The sequence below is a fragment of the Halomonas sp. PAMB 3232 genome (assembly GCF_031954225.1).
In the GTDB taxonomy this organism is placed as follows: Bacteria; Pseudomonadota; Gammaproteobacteria; order Pseudomonadales; family Halomonadaceae; genus Vreelandella.
Map to the genome: position 1 here is coordinate 2,339,383 of NZ_CP134865.1, position 17,190 is coordinate 2,356,572.

The window sequence follows — 17,190 nt, forward strand, 5'->3', positions numbered from 1 at the left end:
GGTGAGGACTATCGAGCGGTCAACTCCACTCCCCCTGTTCCTGCAAACCGCCGAGGCTGACGTCGCTGCTGAACGCCACCACGTCATCCATCGGGAAGCCCATCGCCTCGGCCTCGGGGTCGAACGCCATCGTTCTGGTGGTACTGAAGGCCTGCGCGTCCTGCCCGGCGTCGCGGGTGATCTGGAACGAGGCCAGATCCATCGAGCCACCGTTGAAGGTCACACGCAGCACCTGAACCCCTTCGGCCAGATCGAGCGTGAGCGTCGGCCCTTCGACGTACACGCCCCAGTTGCCGGAGTTGGGCACCGCGGCCGTTGCCTGCTCGTAGAAGCCGCCGTTTTGCTCCACCGCCGCGGTAATCGTACGCCCACCGTTAGGGCTGGCGGTCACAAACGATAGCGTATGGGTACCAGCCTGCTCGACGTTGATGGTGTACTCCAGCCACTCGCCTTCATCCACCCAGCCCACCGCTTCGCCGTCGCCGACAATATCCACGCCATCGCCAGGACGATAGTCGGTTCCAATCTGGAAATCGTCGGCGTCGTTGTAGGAGATGCCCTGCCCGCCCTCATCGTAGTCCACCGCATTGAGCGTGAGGCCCTCATCGGCATCTACAGTCCAGGGCACGCCGCCGGCGTTAAAAGCCTGCTGGCCGTCGCGCGCCAGAGTGAACGACGCCAAATCCTGGGAGCCGCCGTTGAAGGTCAGCCTAAGTACCTGCTCGCCGGCCTCGAGTGCCACCTGGGAAAGCTCGGTGCGCTGGAAGTTGCCCCAACCGCCGGTGGGTGACACCACGACCGCCTCGCTTGTGACGTAAGGCACACCCTCGCCCTGGGTGAAGGTCGCGGTAATGCTGCGCTGCGGGCCGCTGCCATCACCCAGCGCCGACAAAAACGACAGGTCATAGACGCCGGCCTGCTGAATATCGAGGGTGTATTCGACCCACTCGCCTTCGTCCACCCAGCCGATCGCTTCACCGTCACCCACGATATCCACGCCATCCCCGGGGCGGAAATCGCTGCCGATCTGGTCGGCCTCGGCGTCGTTGTAGGCCACGTCCTGTCCCCCTTCATCGTAATTCACCGCGTCCAGCGTGAACCGGCTGCCGACCTGCCAGGGATCGCCGTCCTCTGTAAAGGCGCGCTGGCCGTCATCCACCGGAGGTTCGACCGGCGGCTCCACCGGTGACTCGACGCGCGTCAGATCGAAGGAGGCCAGATCCATCGAGCCGCCGTTGAAGGTTAGCCGCATTACCTGCTCGCCGGCCTCGAGCGCCACCTGGGTGGTGTCGGTGCGGGTGAAGCTGGTCCAGCTGCCGGTCGACGCCACGCCCACCGAGGAGGTCGTCACGTAGGGGGCATCCCCCTTGGCGAAGCTTGCGGTAATCGAGCGCGCCGCGCCGCCGGTGGCGCCCAGCGAGGTGAGGAAGTCCAGCTCATACACGCCGCTTTCGCTGACGTTGATGGTGTACTCGACCCACTCGCCGTTTTCGATGAAGCCGATCGCCTGGGAAGGCGTGGAGATGTCCACCCCTTCGTCACTGCGGAAGGTACTGCCGAAATGCTCGACGGTGGTATCGTTGTAAGCCACGCCCTGGCCGCCGTTGTCATAAAGCCGCGCTTCAAGGCTGAGCCCCTCATCCCCCACCGCCCACGGCGTTTGAGTCGCATTGAAGGCGCTTTGATCCTCGATTGCCGGGGCCTCGAAGTCCAGCGTGAAGGAGGCTAAATCGAGCTGACCGCCGTTGAAGGTGAGCCTGAGTACCTGCTCGCCCTCTTCGAGCTCGAAGGTCAGCGGCCCCACGGTCTGGAAGTTACCGAAGCTGCCGGTATTGGGCAGGCTCTGGGTCTGGGCCGGGGTATAGAAGCCGCCGTTTTGCTCGAAAGCGGCGGTGATGCTCTTGCCGGTGCTGGTCGCCGAGGTCGAGAAATTCAGCGTATAGGTGCCGGCGGTTTCGACGTTAAGGGTGTACTCGACCCACTCGCCGTTGGCGACATAGCCGATCGCCTCGCTGCCGTTGGAGATGTCCACCGCTTCATTGGCACGAAACGCAGCGCCCTGGTGCGCGGCGGTGGTGTCGTTGTAGGCCACCCCCTGGCCGCCGTTATCATAGAACTTCGCCGCCAGCGTCAGGCCGTCGCTGCCCACCGCCCAGGGCATTTCCGTGGCGTTATAGGCACTTTGTTCGACCGGCGCCGGCGCCTCGAGGAAGTTAGGCACGCCGTCGTTATCGTCGTCATCATAGAGATCCACCCGGCCGTTGCCGTCGGCGTCTTCCGCCCCGGTGGGGTCGTAGGTGGCGACGTTTTCGACCAGGAAGATATTGTCGTTGTAGTCGTAGTTCACCCCCGCGTAATCCTGGATGACGATGTAGGTGTTCGGGATCACGTTACCCGCGGCGTCCCTGGCGATATACACCCGAATCAGGTGGCCGTCGTTCTGGTCCCAGTTGAGGTTGGTACCGGGATTACCAATGGCGTCGATGGTGTCCTCGTAGAGGTTGGCGTCCGGGTCCGACCAGGAGATGTAGCCCTGCCGGCCGGAGATCTCGGCGAAGAAGCCAAACGGCGCGTCGCGATCGAGCGTCGTGGCAGTCAAACCGTTTCCACCCAGGGTGCGCGGCAGAAGCGTCTGTCCGTCGGCGCCGTCGTGGGCCAGAATTTCGTCGCGGTCGCGGCTATCCACATCGTGGATGAACAGTCGCGCCACGTCCCCCTGGGTGTGGTAGGCCGCAAGCTGGGTGATCTTGACCGGCGCACCCGCCTCGGCGCGCTGGAAGTAGGGCGAGAGAATCTCGTCGCCGTTGGCTTCCACCAGCCCACCGCGGTTCATGATGCCCTCCGCCACGTTGGTCGAGTAGCCAAAGGCGTTGACGATCTCCTGAACCAGCGGCTCCTGCCCGCTTTCGGAGCGGTTCTGGGCCAGGCCCGCCAGGGCGATCGTCTTCTGCGCCGAGTCGGCGTCGCTCGAGCTTATCACCAGGCTCGCCTCGTAAAGGCTTGCATCGTCCGGGTCGTCGGCGATGAAGCGCAACGTTACGTCGACCGACTCGCCCGGCTGCAAACTCACTGCCGTAAACGGCTGGGTAAGCTCGAACAGAGTCGTATCGCTGACCGCGATGGCATCGATATCGAGCACCTCGATGCCATCGTTGCGCAGCGTCATCGTGACTTCGTCGTGGACCACCTGGGCGGCGTTGGCCGGGTTTTCGATGCGCGACATCACCAGCCGGTCATTGGAGGGCACGCCGTCGTTGTTGATCACCGTGAGCTGACCGCCGGTCACCGGCGAGACCCCTTCGATCACGAACATGTTGTCGTTGTAGTCGTAGTTGATGCCGGTGTAGTCCATGACGCCCAGGTAGGTATTGGGAATCACGTTGCCTTCACCGTCGAGCGCGCGGAACATGCGCACGGTGTAGCCGCGCTCGATGCCCGCTGCATCCGCCGGCGGCGTGCCGCCGCCTTGTGGATTGAGCGCCGGGTCGGTGGAGAGATTCGCCACCTCGATGCCGAAGAGACCCTGCCCGGTCCAGCCGCCAGGGATATCGGCGCGGGTGAACGTGGCCGTAGAAAAGTCGCCGTTGCTCTTGATCGGCAAGAGGCTCTGGTTGTTATCGCCGGCGTGGTTGCTGAAGATGATATCCTGGTTCTTGTTGCCAGGATTATGGATACCGATCGTCGCCCCACCATCGCCGTGGTAGGCGGCCAACTGGGTGATCTTCGCCTGGCTTACGCCATCGGCCAGCGACCAGTAGCGCGATAACACCTCGTCGTCGTTGACCGGGCGGTAAAGGTCGAAGTCGTTGAGCACCGAGTTCTCGCCGCCGCCGACGGTGGTCAGGCCCTCGATCCGGTTACCGAAGCCGAACACCTCCCACACCTCGTTGACGTTGGGTTCCCAGCCGCCTTCATCGCGGGCCTGCCAAAAGCCGGCCATGTGGATTTCGGCGACCGGCGTCTCGGCGTCGTTGGTGATCAGGCGGATGCGCCCTTCGAACACGCCGTCGCCGGCATCGTTGGTGGGCGGCGTGTAGCTTGCCCGATCGAACAGCACGGCAATGTCGAGCGACTGGCCGGCAGCCAGCGTCAGTCCTTCGAAAACGTCCGGGTCGGCGAGCACGAAGGGGCCATCGATATCGGCATCGAGAATCACCAGATCCTCGCTGCCGGTGTTGGAGAGCGTGACCGTTGCGCTCTCCTTGAAGTCGCGGTTCGGGTTCGAGGCGCTGTTGTTCTCCAGATAGTTGAAGTGCAGCCGATCGGAGAAGTAGGCCGCGTCGCCGCTTTCAATGACCAGATCGGCGCTTTCGTTGACCGCTACCGGGGCCACGTCGAGATAGTCCAGATCACTCGCCCCGTTGGCGCTGGAGACCACGCGCAGGTTGTAGTCGACGCCCGCTTTCAGCGCCACGTAGGTGCCCTGCTCGCCGGCATCGCCCACGCCCGGGTAGCTCAGTACCTCCACCGGTCGACCGTTGAGCGTCAGCGTCAGCCCCTGGCCGTTGTCGGCGCCGGCGTTGGCCGCCAGGTCGAGCCGGTAGAGACCGTCGGCATCCACGTTGAAGTAGAAATCCGCGGTCAGGTCGTTGATGGTACGGGCGCTATCACCGCTTTCGAGTTCGATGCGCGCGCCGCTCGACACATCGGCGTACACCGGTATGAAGGTATCCGCCGGCGCATCGAACACCCGCAAAAAGTCGATGTTGGGGCCGTTGGCGCCCGGGGCGGTGACGCTTACGGTGTTGCTGCCCGCCTGCAGATTGATCAGCACGTTCTGGAAAAACCAGTCGTTTTCTGCGGCGTTACTTTGACCAGCGAAATTGACCAGCCCCAGATCGACGCCATTGACGGTGAGCGACAGCGGCCGATCGGCCTTGGTGGCCGCCAGCGCGTAACGAAAGCCCACGTCGTAGTTGCCGGTGGTGTCGACGTTCACCGTCCAGGTAATGCTCTGATCACTGGTGCCGTCGAAATCGACGTAGCCCGTGCCGGAGGCGTTGCGGTCATCGGCGCTTTCGGGCACGGCTACCGCGCCGTCGAGCACGGCGTTCTCGGCTTCGTAGTCGGTAAAGCCTGCGGGGTTATCGCCGCCGACCACGCGCAGAATCTCGAGCTGGTCGATATTGGGCCCGGTATTGGCCACGGCTTGCAGCCGCACGGTGTTCTGACCGCTGACGAGCGTGGCCGCCACGTCCTCGGTGAGCCATTCCGCCCAAGCTGCGTCGCCGGTCAGCGTCGCCGGTGGGCTGAAGTCGAACACGCCAACGCTCACGTTATTGACGAACACCTCCAGCGGCCGGTCGGTGGTGCCGCCGTTGGCGTAGCGAAGCCGCAGCACTGACTCGCCGGCGTCCGCAGTATCGAGATCGAAGGTAAAGGTCAAAAAGTCCACGTTGGTGGAGCCGAAGTCCGCGTAGCCGCCGAGCACTCCGTCGTTATCGTTGGTGTTGCCGTCGATACCAAAGGAGCCGGGGCGCAGGCCGTTGGGCAAGCCTTCGGTGGTTTCGGGATTGATGGCGTCCCGGATCTGAATCTGGGCGCCGGCGCCGGTGGCGATAGTCACCGCGGTAGCGTCCTCCGGCGTTCTATCCTCGGCCTGGATCACCAGCAGTGATTCGAGCTCGCCGGGCACCGGATCGACGGGATCGACCGGATCGATGACGCCGCCGGGGGCCGGGTCGAGGCGGATGATCTGGCTCTGCCCGTTGGCGCGGTTCAGCGTCAGGATATAGAGCTGGCCGGTGATCGGGTTCTCGATGATGTCGAGCGGGTCGACATAGCTAATGACGTTGCCCTGGGGGTCGCGCAGCACGTCGTCACCGATCACATTGCCGTTGGCATCGAGGGTTATGCTGCGCACGTCGTCGCCGCCGGAGTACTCGGTGAACAGCACGTTGCCCTGCAGATTGCCGCCGAACACGCCACTCTTGTACTCCACCGCGCCGTTGGGCGAGCGGTTCTCACCGAGCGAATAGACCCCCCCGATGTCGTAGGTGCCTTCCGGATTGGTGCCGACCGGGTAGCGGTCCACCTGATGGGGGTCGACGCCGCCGGTCGGGTTGCCGCCGTTCATGATGTACTCGTCGCGCAGCGGATTGGGGTGACCGTAGTAACCGCCCTCGACCACCTTGAACAGGTAGTCGTCCTGCTTCTCGACGTTGGTGTAGCGCTCGTTGACCGGGGTCGACGGGTCATCGGGGACGTTGCCGCCCGCCGCCGAGCCGTTGGTCGGCACGTACAAGAAGCCGTTGGAGTGCCAGACCAGATCGTAAGCGTTACGCGCGCCGGTAGCGAAGATCGTCAGCACCGCGTCCTCGGCGAAGGGGTCGTAGTAGCTTTGCAGCACGTTGCCATCGGCGTTTTGCACCGTGGCCACGCCGCGCTCGTCAAAGACCAAAAACTCGCCGTTGCCCATCGGAATCGGGTCATCCTTGGGATGGCCATCCGGGTCGTTGTAGCGGGTGTTCTGGCCGTTGTTCGGCACTGGTTCGGTGGAGACATCGAAGCCTCCGGGCGGCGCATCGCGGGTCGGGTCGATCTCCATGACCGCGGCGTTGAGCAACCGCTCGGGGCGGTTACCCCAGGCGCTGTCCGGCTCGCCCATCGCCGAGTTGGAGCCCTGGATGAGATACAAAAGGTGCGTCGGCACGTCCGGGTTGGCGGTAGCGTCGTATTCCGGATTGGCGCGGAACTCGAGGCTGTTGGTGACGTGGTCACCGTTGGAGCGCGGAAGCCCGGTGATGTAGGGCTCGGCGGTGCCGGAGAAGCCGCCGTTGTCGTCGAGAGTGATCCTGGTGATCCGCCCGCTGAACTCCGGCACGCCGTTGTCGCGGCCGTTGAGCGGAATCGGATAGTTGTCGGTGATCCAGAGCACGTTTGGATCAGTGGGGTCGACCACCAGACCGATGATGCCGCGCCGGTCATTGCCGCTCTCCGCGCCCGCCTCGAAGAAGTAGTCGCCGGGAAGCGAAAGCTCCTGACGGTTGCCGAGCGAGCCGGTCGCAGGGTCGATATCATAACGCAGAATCTGACCGCCAATGGTTGCGATGTACATGGTCGAGCCGTCGGCGGTGATCTCGAGCGAGGTAAAGCCGAAGGCGCCATCGGCAGCGCCGTCAAGCTCGATCACATCGTTGAAGGCCACGTCACGCGCCACCACTTCCGGCTCGGCGCCGGTGACGAAAGTGTTGGTGTACTTCTGGAACTCGCGGGTGGGCGCTGTGAGATCGTCGTTGGCGCCGCGGTCCTGGAAGCCGTCGATCACCAGGGTGTAGCTGGTGAACGGCTTGAGCATCTGACTCGGCGAGATGGTCAGCGAGTCGAAGCCGCCGGTGGTGTTGACGTTGAAGGCGACCTCTTGGCCGCTGACGGTTTCGAACAGTTTCACCGAGCCGTCGGTGAGACTTTCGAGCAGCGCGCCGCCCCGGCCGTCGACCACCGAGATACCGACGAAGATGTCGGACGATGGGTCGACGCCGGTCGCCACGGCGCTATCGTCGGGCTCGAGATTGACCTCGACTTCGTTCTCCCCCACGCCGGCGATGGCACGGGCGTCGGTGAAAAAGGCGTAGTCCTCGAAGGCCGGGCGGTCGTCGTTCGGCGTCAGATCCGGCAGCGCCTGGATCTCGATGTACTGGATCTCGGTGTTTTCGTTATCGAGACCCAGCGAGTCCAGCGTCAGGCGGCCATCAGACACCTGAACGATGCGGGTGACCAGATCCGAGCGTACGCCCTGGGTGTCGTCGGCCGGGTTGGTGTCCGCCGGGAAGTCCGCAGGGCGGAACGGCGTGAACGGCGTATTGAACAGCTCCCCCTCGACGTTGAGCACGTTACGGCTATCGTAAGGCCCGGATGTGTCGCCGATCGACACGGTCACCTCGTAGTAGCCATCTTCGAGCTCGATCTCCCAACCGGCGCGCACGTAGGCGCTTCCGGGCTGGTCGAAGTGGGCGTAGGTCCCCAGGCGTGGGTCGAGCCCGGCGATGTCGTCGGTGCGGTCGTTGACCGCCACGCTGGTCAAACTCGAAATATCCAGCGGCGTGGTGCCAGGCTCGCCATCGTAAATCGACGCCTCGGTGACCCAGCCGTACTGGTAGGTCTGGCCATCGATGGTGACCGACTGAGTGCCAAAGCCCTTTCCGACATCGGCGATATAGCCTTCAGGAATCGCCACCCCTTCCGGCTGGAAGTTGATCTTGATGGCAAAGCGCTCGCCGGGTTCGACGACGACCGGTGGCTCGACGCCTTCCCGGGTGATGCTCAGCCGGTCGATATTGGGACCGGCGTTGGTCAGGTTGGCCAGGCGTATGGTGTTGCTGCCCGCGACGAGTTCGACGTCGAGCGTGGTCTCGGTCCAGTTCTGCCAGTCGGTGGCACCCACGCCGGTCGAGGCGAAGGCAAGACTGCCCTGGGAGGCACCGCCCACCAGCACGTCCATCGGCCGGTCCACACCGCTGGTGCCGGCGTTAGCGTAGCGCACCGTGAGCTGATAGGTCCCCGTCTGGTCGACGACGACGCTAAAGGAGGCGGCGTCGCCGATATTGCTCCCCATGTCCAGGTAGCCACTGCCGGTAAAGCCGTCCCACAGGCCATCGGCGCCGGCGTCGGCATTGGTTTCCGGGTTGGCGGCGTTGCGCACCTGGGTATCCAGGGTCGTCCCCACGTTGCTCGGGTCATCGATGGCCAGCGCCTCGCCTTCGATGGTGAATTCGAAAGGCGGCGTCGTCGGCGTTTCGCCCTCTTCCGACAGGGCAAACGTGATCTGGTCGATATTGGGACCGTTGGCCACACCGCCGTTTGCCGCGGCAGGAATGGTCAACGACAGCGTATTGGCGCCGACCTCAAGCGTGACCTCGACGGTCTGCTCGAGCCACGCATCCCAGGGGTCGTTGACGCCGTCGTTGGGGGCATTGGCAAATGCCAGCTGCGGCCTGGCGGCGCCGTTGACGGCCAGATCCAGCGGTCGTGGGGCGGTACCGCCGTTGGCGTAGCGGATCGTTGCCGTGTAGGTGCCCGCTGCTGGCGCGTCGATGTTGAAGGTGATCCGGTCGCCGGCGTCGGTACCGAAGTCCAGGTACGCCCCGCCCACCGCGCCTTCGCGGTAGGTGCCGAAGTCGTCCGGGTTGGCGGCATCGACCACCCGGGTGACCGCGCCCTGGGCGGTGCCGCCCACATCAGTGACCACCGCCGTCTCGGCCTGGATCGTGAAGGGTTCGACCACCGGCGTTTCACCGCCGCCGCCTTCGTCGATATCGTTGACCGTGATCAGCGTGCTCTGCGAGACGCTCGTTTGCCCATCGGATACCGTGACGGTCAGCTCGTAAACGCCGTCCTCGTTGGTGTCAGCGGGAAGTTCCGCATCCGGCGCGTTGATGAACGATAGCGCCCCGGTCGCCGCATCGAAGCGGAAAAGCGCCGCGTCACTGCCGGATAGCTGAACCGACAGCGCGTCGCCGTCGGCGTCTGCCAACGCCAGGTTGGCTATCAGCGTACTGTTTTCGTCGATAGCAACGTTCGCAGCGAGGCCTTCCAGCGTGGGTGCAGCGTTGACCGGAGCGTCGATACGCTCGAACACCAGCGAGTCGATCCGCATCAGCTCACCGCCGGCGCCGCGAAGCGCAAGGCTTGCGATATCGCCGGCAGTCACTTCAAACGGCGTTTCGAACACGATCTCCTTGCGGTTACCGCTCTGGCCGGCGTTGCCGCGGGCGCCCACTCCCACCAGCGTGCCGAAGGCGTCACTTAGCACCACGTTGTCGCTCAGGCTGTTGCTTTGAACGTTGCGCGCCTGCAGTACGGTGTCGCCAATGGTGAGCGTCAGCGAGCCTTCGCCGTCGTTTTCATCGAACACGTAAAGTTTCGCCACGTACCAGCCAGGTTCTATCCCGCCGGCGGCAAGATCGGTACCGATAGTGGCCGGGGCGTTGCTGGTCAGGCGAATCAGCTGCTCGTTGGAGGCGCTGGCGTTACCGGTGACGATCAGGTTGGACCCATCGAGATCGGTGAAATTCTCCGCCTCGATGGTGACCGCCCCGCCGACCTCGACCCCTTCGATCAAAAAGCTCAGCGTTTGAGTGGCAGAGAGCCCCGCCGGGTCGGTAGCGCGGATGACGATGTCGAAGGCGCCGCTTATGGTCGGAGTGCCCTGGATGACGCCGTTGACCACCTCGAGTCCGTCGGGCAGGTTCTCGGCACTCAGCGTCAGGCTGTCGCCATCCGGGTCGCTAAAGAGCGCGGCCAGATCATCAAGCGCTATCGCGGTGAAACTCTCCCCCACTTCGCCGAAGTAGGGCTCGAGCGCCGCGGGTGTGGCGACCGGCGCCTGGTTGACGTTTTCGATGGTGAGTGCGAAATCCGTCGACGTCGTGGCGGCGCCATCGTCGGCGATGATCGACACGGTATAGGTGCCCGGCGTCAGGCCATCGAGGCTTCCGACCAGCGCCTGCTCGACGATGCTCAAACCGGCCACGGTGACCGGCTGGCCGCTGCTGTCGACGACATCGAAGCGGTAGCTGAGCGCATCGCCGTCGTCGTCGACGAAGGGCAGATCCATCTCGAGCGACGCACCTTCTTCCAGGCTCAGATCGGCGATGCCGCCGCCGACCACGCGCGGGGCGCTGTTGGTGTCGGCCTCGGCGGCGTCAAAAAGGCGCACATCGCTGAAGCGAGTGCTGCCCTTGGCGCCGATATCGTCGTCGTTGATGAACACCAGCGAGTCGATCGTGGTGCCGGCGTGGTTGCCCAGGTCGATGGTGAAACGCAGCGTGCCGTTACCGGTATCCACGCCCTGGCCACGCAGGTCGACGAAGCCGCCCTGGGACTGGGTGCCCCCCAGCTGGTAGACGCTGTTGCCGCCGTTGAAGGGGTTGGCATCGTTGTCAAAGCCAACCGCGACGATCTCCGGCACCGGCGACTCGGAAATCGCGATTTCCAGGGTCAGCCTGGACTGGTCGGTGATAATGTAGCTCTCGCCAAGCCCTGCCCGCTTCCAGACGTTATCCGTCAGCGTGAGCGTTGCGCCTTCATCGGATACCGTCGCCCCCGTGCCGCTTGCCGGATTGTCCTGGGCGTCGTTGTAGGCGCTGATGGTGGCATCACCGAAAAGCACATCGAGCGCGGCAGGCGCCGGCTCCTCCTCCACGGTTTCGAGGGTCAGCGCGAGAGTACGCTCGGCGCGGTTGCCGAAGGCGTCGCGCACCAGAAGCGTTGCGGAAAGTGCGCCCTCCTCGAAGCGTGACAGATCAAGCAAAAAGCGGCCGCTTTCGTCCGGGGTGACCTCTTCGACGCTTACACCATCGTCGAAACTGACGCCAACGAAGGTCACATCGTCGTCGAGCCCGGTCACGCTGAAGCCGGCGGTGGCGGCCTCGGCCGTATCGATGACGAGCGTATCGGCGCTCAAATCAAGCGTTGTGGCGTCGGCGTCGGCGCTGACGTCGCCGACCGGGCCGCTGCCGGCAGTGGTAACCTCGAGCCGGTCGAGGTTCGGGCCGCTGGAGGCGCCCGCAGGGATGCTCAGCACGATGATATTTTCACCGGCGGTGAGCTCGGTGGTCAGGCTTTGATAGCCCCAGACGTCGAAGCCTTCCGGCGCAAGGTTGGTGGCGTTGGGGTCGGTGGTGACGAAGGGCTGATTACCCAGCGCCTCTCCGTTAACAAAAAGCGCCATGGGCCGATTGCCGTTGCTGGCGTAGCGAAAATTCAGATCGTACTCGCCGGCCTCCAGAACGTTAACGGTAAAGGTCAGGCTGTCGCCCGGCTGGCTGCCGTAATCGACGTAGCCAGTGCCGGAGTAGTCCGGGCGCAGGCCTGAAAACGTCGTGCCGCTTTCGGGGTTATTGGTATCGCGCACCAGCGTCGCCGCGCCGTTGGTGGCGCCAAGGGTGGCGTCCTCGGCCTGAATGACGACCGGCTCGATGACCGGGTTAGCCGGCGTTTCGGGGTCGACGACCGTCGGCGCAATCAGTGCGACTTCAACCTTGTCGATGTTGGGCCCGTTGGCGGCACCGCCAAGGCGCAGCGTATTGCTGCCGGCGGCAAGCGTAATCTCGAGCGTTTCCGTCGACCACCCTTCCCACTGGCTGGCGGCGAGGTTAGCCGGGCGGTTGGCTTGCGGCACATCGGACACGTCGTCCGGGTAGTAAGCCGGCGCGTTGGTCGGCGCGAAGGCGAACGTGCCCAACGGGCTGACCGCCCCACCCTCGACAAGGCCCAGATTGAGCGGGCGTGAAGAACTCGTCGCGTAGGTGATCGTGACGTTGTAGGTGCCGGCCGTGGCGACATCCAGCGTGAACTCACCATAAGCGTCGGCGTTGCCAAGCGCCCAATCCAGATAGCCTGCCCCTTCGGCGCCGACCCGGAAGGTTTCGTTACCCGTGGTGAAGCTTGCGATGTTGTCGACCGTGGTCGCGCGGTTGGTGGCGCTGTTTTTTACATCGGCGCTGGGTGACACCACCATGTCCTCGGCCTGCACGACGTAGACATTCGGGTTGGGTGCGCGCACCTCCAGAAAGTCGAGATTGGGGCCGCTGGCGCCGTTGGAGGTGAAGCTAACGCTGTTTTCACCGGCCTTGAGCTGCACGCGCACGGTGCGCTCACCAAAGTCGCTGAAATCCGTTGGCTCAGAGGTCAAGGTGGTGCTCGGTAGATCGAACATGCGATCGACGAGCTCGCCGTTGACGTCCAGACGCAGCGGGCGGTTGCGCTCGCTACCATCGGCATTCTGGCTCAGCGCGTAGCCCAGCGCCAGGTCGTACTCCCCATCCTGCTCGACGCTGAAGATGAACGTCAGCGTTTCGCCGCCAGCTACCCCATCGCCGTAATCGACGTAGGCCTGACCGTCGGCGTTGACCGCGTTGGCCACCTCCGGTCCGGAAACCACGTTGATCCCCGGGCCGCTCAGCGTCGCGTAGGCACCGCTGGACACCTCCTGGTTTTCGGCCTGGATACGAATGGGAGTAAAACCGGATACGGCGGCGGCGTTGATCATGGCGTCAGGCTCCATCGAGGTCTCGGGGTCGATCATCAAGGCTTGTACAGCGAAGGCATCGTGCGTTTGGGGTGCGACAGGCGCTTGTGCGCTGCTATCGTCTGTAACGGTCAGGTTGAGCGTGTAGAGCGAGTCGGGGAGCAACCTGCGCTGCTCGTCCAGCGCCTCGAGTCTCAGGCTTAAAGGGCCCGCAGGTGGGGCAGGTAGTGACTCGAAAACGAACGGGTGTTCGAGACTTTCGAGCACCTTGGTTTGGTTGTTTGCGTCCTGCCAATACAGGCGCAGCGTATGAATGGCATCGTCCCAGGCAGTGTGTTGGGTATCGATATGAAGTTTGCTGTTCGCGAATATCGTTCCCTCCCACTTTTTTTCTGTTCCCGAGAGGCTTGATAACGCTTTGGATTGATTATCTAAAAGCGATACTAAGTACATGGCCCACCCCATTTTTATTGGAATTATCAAGAGCCTTTAAAGCGCAGCGGACATCGGAGCATTTTTATAAGTATGAAACGACGATGTCCTTCGCCAGAGACACTTGCCAACCTCACCTGACCTCCCGGGCCCAGCGCGTGGTTAGCATGGAGTTTAATCAGACTTCAAAAGCAAGCGGAAGTGGGTATCAGAAAGCCTGGAGCCCACGCTACATGCGGGCTTCACGTGAGCGGAAAAATAAAAACTTGTTAATTCAGCTCTCTTAAAACGCTAACTAAACCGCGATATCCAAAAAACATTGGGAACTTAAGAAAACGGTATTAACGAAAATAATAGCTTTTGATTATTAATTTAATGATCACAGAAAACATTAGCTCCTAAGACTTACTGTTCTTCTCTCTTATTAATTAAATAATGGAAAATTGAAAAAAATAGCCCGAGGTTAAAACAGCGATCCTGATACGCTGGCAAAACTGATAACAATAACAAAATGACCCTGCGTTCATCTTGCAGCCCTCTTACCAACGCCTTGATGTTTCAAGCGAACCGACCCATACGCCACGGTGGGGCGGCCAATAATAACGACAATCCTGCCCTGGAGCGTGCCATGCTAAAACCCAAAGAAGGCTCGGATCTTGCGAAGGTGCTCGGCACCTGCCGACGAAGTTTTATCTACGTGGGTATATTCAGCCTTTTCATCAACCTGTTGATGCTCGTTCCACCGCTTTACATGCTGCAGGTCTACGACCGGGTGATCACCACGAGAAGTCTCGAGACCCTGCTCATGCTGACGCTGGTCACGGTATTTTTCTTTCTGGTCATGGGGGGGCTTGAGCTCATGCGCTCGCGCATTCTGGTGCGGGTTGGCAACAAACTCGACGTGCGCCTCAGCCGTCGGCTCTACGCCGCGATGTTTCAGCGCTCACTGATGAGCCCGGGAAAACCCTCCGCCCAGCCGCTCAATGATCTCACCACGCTGCGCCAGTTTCTGACGGGCAATGCCCTGTTCGCCTTCTTCGATGCCCCTTGGGTGCCGGTTTACATCGCCGTGCTGGCGCTATTTCACCCCTGGTTCGGGCTCTTCGCTCTCGGCGCAGGGCTCATTCTGGCAACGCTTGCCATTATCAACGAGCTCAGCACCAAGGCGCTGTTGAACGATGCCAACGGTCAGCACGTCATGTCCCAGGATCTGGCTAACAGCAACCTTAGAAACGCCGAGGTACTTCACGCGATGGGGATGCTTCCGGGCATCATGGGGCGCTGGAGCGCGCGCCACTACGACTACCTGATGCTGCAGTCCCGCGCCAGCGACCGCGCCGGAGTGATCACCAATACCTCCAAGGTGCTGCGGCTGATGTTCCAATCGCTGATTCTCGGGCTTGGGGCGTACCTGGTGCTGACCGGCGATATCACCCCGGGCATGATGATCGCGGGCTCGATTTTGATGGGCCGGGCGCTTGCGCCAATCGATCAAATGATCAATGGCTGGAAAGGTTTTGCCGGCGCGCGCACTGCCAAAGCGCGTCTCGAGGAGCTTTTGGTGGCCATTCCCGCTGAGCAGCCGCGCATGCCGCTGCCCGCACCCAAGGGGCGGCTAGTGCTCGAAGGCGTGAGTGCCGCGCCCCCCGGGCAAAAGCTCGCCACGATTCGCGACATCGATCTTACCGTGGCGCGCGGCGAGCAGATCGCGATCGTCGGACCGAGTGCCGCGGGTAAGTCGACGCTGGCCCGGGTGGTGCTGGGTATCTGGCCCAGCCAGCTTGGCTGCGTGCGTCTGGACGGCGCGGATATCGCTCAGTGGAATCGCGCCGCACTGGGCCCTCATGTGGGCTACCTGCCCCAGGATATCGAGCTTTTCGACGGCACGGTTTCTGAGAACATCGCTCGTTTGGGCGAGGTCGACCCGGAGGCGGTGGTCAGGGCGGCGCGCAAGGCGGGCGTTCACGACATGATTCTGGCGCTGGAAAACGGCTACGACACCTGGCTCTCTCATGGGGGCAACGCCTTATCGGCAGGCCAGCGCCAGCGTATCGGGCTTGCCCGGGCACTCTACGGTAAACCGGTACTGATCGTGCTGGACGAGCCCGATGCCAACCTGGACGACGCCGGCGAGGCATCGCTTGCCGAGTGTCTGGTGGGTCTGCGCCAGGAAGGCACGACGACGCTGGTGATTACTCACCGCACGCGGCTTTTACAGAGCGTCGACAGAATTCTGGTGCTCAGGGATGGCAGCATCGCCTCGCTCAAACCGCCGGCGCGCGTTCAGCCCGCTGTGCGCATGACCGCCGACGGCCTTCGTCCCCAGCCGGTGACCACGCTACGCCCTAGCGCCCGTGGCCGTAATCCACAGGAGAATCAGCCATGAACACACAAACACCCCCGGGCTTCCCCGCCGCCGCCAACGATGAGCTTCCGCTGGAAGATACCCGCTACCGGCGCATGGGTGTGATCATTCTGGCCGTGGCGATCGGTGGTTTCGGCAGTTGGTCGGTGTTCGCCAACCTGGCAGTCTCTGTGGTGGCACCGGGCTCGGTCTCCGTTGAAAGCTTTACCAAAACCGTTCAGCACCTGGAGGGCGGCATCGTGGAGCGCATCCTGGTCGAGGATGGCGACCACGTCGGCGCCGGCGATGTACTGATGGTACTCGATGACACCCAAGCGCGTTCCCAGCTCGAGGTCATCCGCGCCAATTACCTCATCAGCCGGGCCACGGAAGTCCGGCTACTGGCCGAGCTCAGCGACGCCGATACTCTCGACTTTCCTGTCGAGCTGACCGAATCCACTAGCCCACGCGTACAGGATGTGCTCGATGTGCAGCGGCGGCTATTTCATTCACGGCGCGCATCACTGGAGAGCACGCTGGCCTCGCTCGACGAGCAGGTTACCCAGATGAACGAACAGATCCAGGGTCTGACCAACACCCAGTCAATCAACCAGCGGCGCATCGGCTCACTGGAAAACGACGCGGCGAACCATCGCCAGCTCTTTCAAAGAGGCATGATCAGCAGTCAGCGCCTGCACGAGCTCGAGCGCGAAAGTCTTGAGTATCAAAGTGTCAACGCTCAGCACGCCGCCGACGTGGCCAGGCTCAATTCTCAGGTGAGTGAAAACACGCTGCAAAAACAGGTGCGCCTGCAGGAGTTCCAGCAGCAGGTCGGTGAGGCGCTGCGTCAAACCCAGGCGGAGGTAGCAGACGCCGAGGAGCGCCTGACCGCGCTTTTGGACAACGTTGATCGCACCGAGGTGATCGCTCCGGTCACGGGCACCGTGGTAGGACTTCAGGTGCACACGCCCGGCGGCGTCATTCGCCCCGGCGAGGCGCTCATGGATATCGTACCCTCGAACGTCGGCTTCATCGTCGAGGCTCGGGTGCCGGATCACGATATCGACCATCTCTATCATGGACAGCCGGCGGAAATTCGCTTCAGCGCCTTCAATCAGCGTCTCTCCAACGTGATCGAAGGCGAAGTCGTGCATATCAGTGCCGACAGCTTCGAGGACGAAGCGACGCGAGCGCGCTATTACAAGGTGCGTTTACGGGTCACACCGCAAGGCGAGGAGAACATGACCGAGAGCATGACGCTTCTGGCGGGTATGCCTGCCGAAGTGATGCTCAAAACCGGCGATCGCAGTTTTGCAAGCTATATCGCCAAACCGATCACGGACATGCTCGCCCGCGCCATGCGCGAAGACTGATGCCGGGCCGCCCCTCGTCGCATCGTCGAACCGTTCGAGTTGGCACTGCCGGCGTATAAACGTGTAGCGTA

The 17,190-nt window shown here is 62.8% G+C and carries 3 protein-coding genes; 2 read left to right on the forward strand and 1 reads right to left on the reverse strand.

All coding sequences use genetic code 11. The features are described from left to right. Positions 1-19: 19 nt before the first annotated feature. Positions 20-13,423, reverse strand: coding sequence for a carbohydrate-binding protein (locus tag RN346_RS10755; protein ID WP_311961125.1), 13,404 nt, complete (start codon positions 13,421-13,423; stop codon positions 20-22). 607 nt (positions 13,424-14,030) lie between these two features. On the opposite strand from RN346_RS10755, the gene RN346_RS10760 reads away from it, so the two are divergent. Next, positions 14,031-15,788, forward strand: coding sequence for a type I secretion system permease/ATPase (locus tag RN346_RS10760; RefSeq protein ID WP_311958217.1), 1,758 nt, complete (start codon positions 14,031-14,033; stop codon positions 15,786-15,788). Then, entirely contained in the window at positions 15,785-17,119 is a 1,335-nt protein-coding gene (locus RN346_RS10765) for an HlyD family type I secretion periplasmic adaptor subunit (protein WP_263586798.1), read from the forward strand. The genes RN346_RS10760 and RN346_RS10765 overlap by 4 nt, the downstream gene beginning before the upstream one ends. Positions 17,120-17,190 lie beyond the last annotated feature (71 nt).

Excerpts from the sequence above, each read along its gene's own strand:
- RN346_RS10755 (WP_311961125.1), bottom strand. The coding sequence starts at position 13,423 with ATGTACTTAGTATCGCTTTTAGATAATCAATCCAAAGCGTTATCAAGC.
- RN346_RS10760 (WP_311958217.1), top strand. The coding sequence starts at position 14,031 with ATGCTAAAACCCAAAGAAGGCTCGGATCTTGCGAAGGTGCTCGGCACC.
- RN346_RS10765 (WP_263586798.1), top strand. The coding sequence starts at position 15,785 with ATGAACACACAAACACCCCCGGGCTTCCCCGCCGCCGCCAACGATGAG.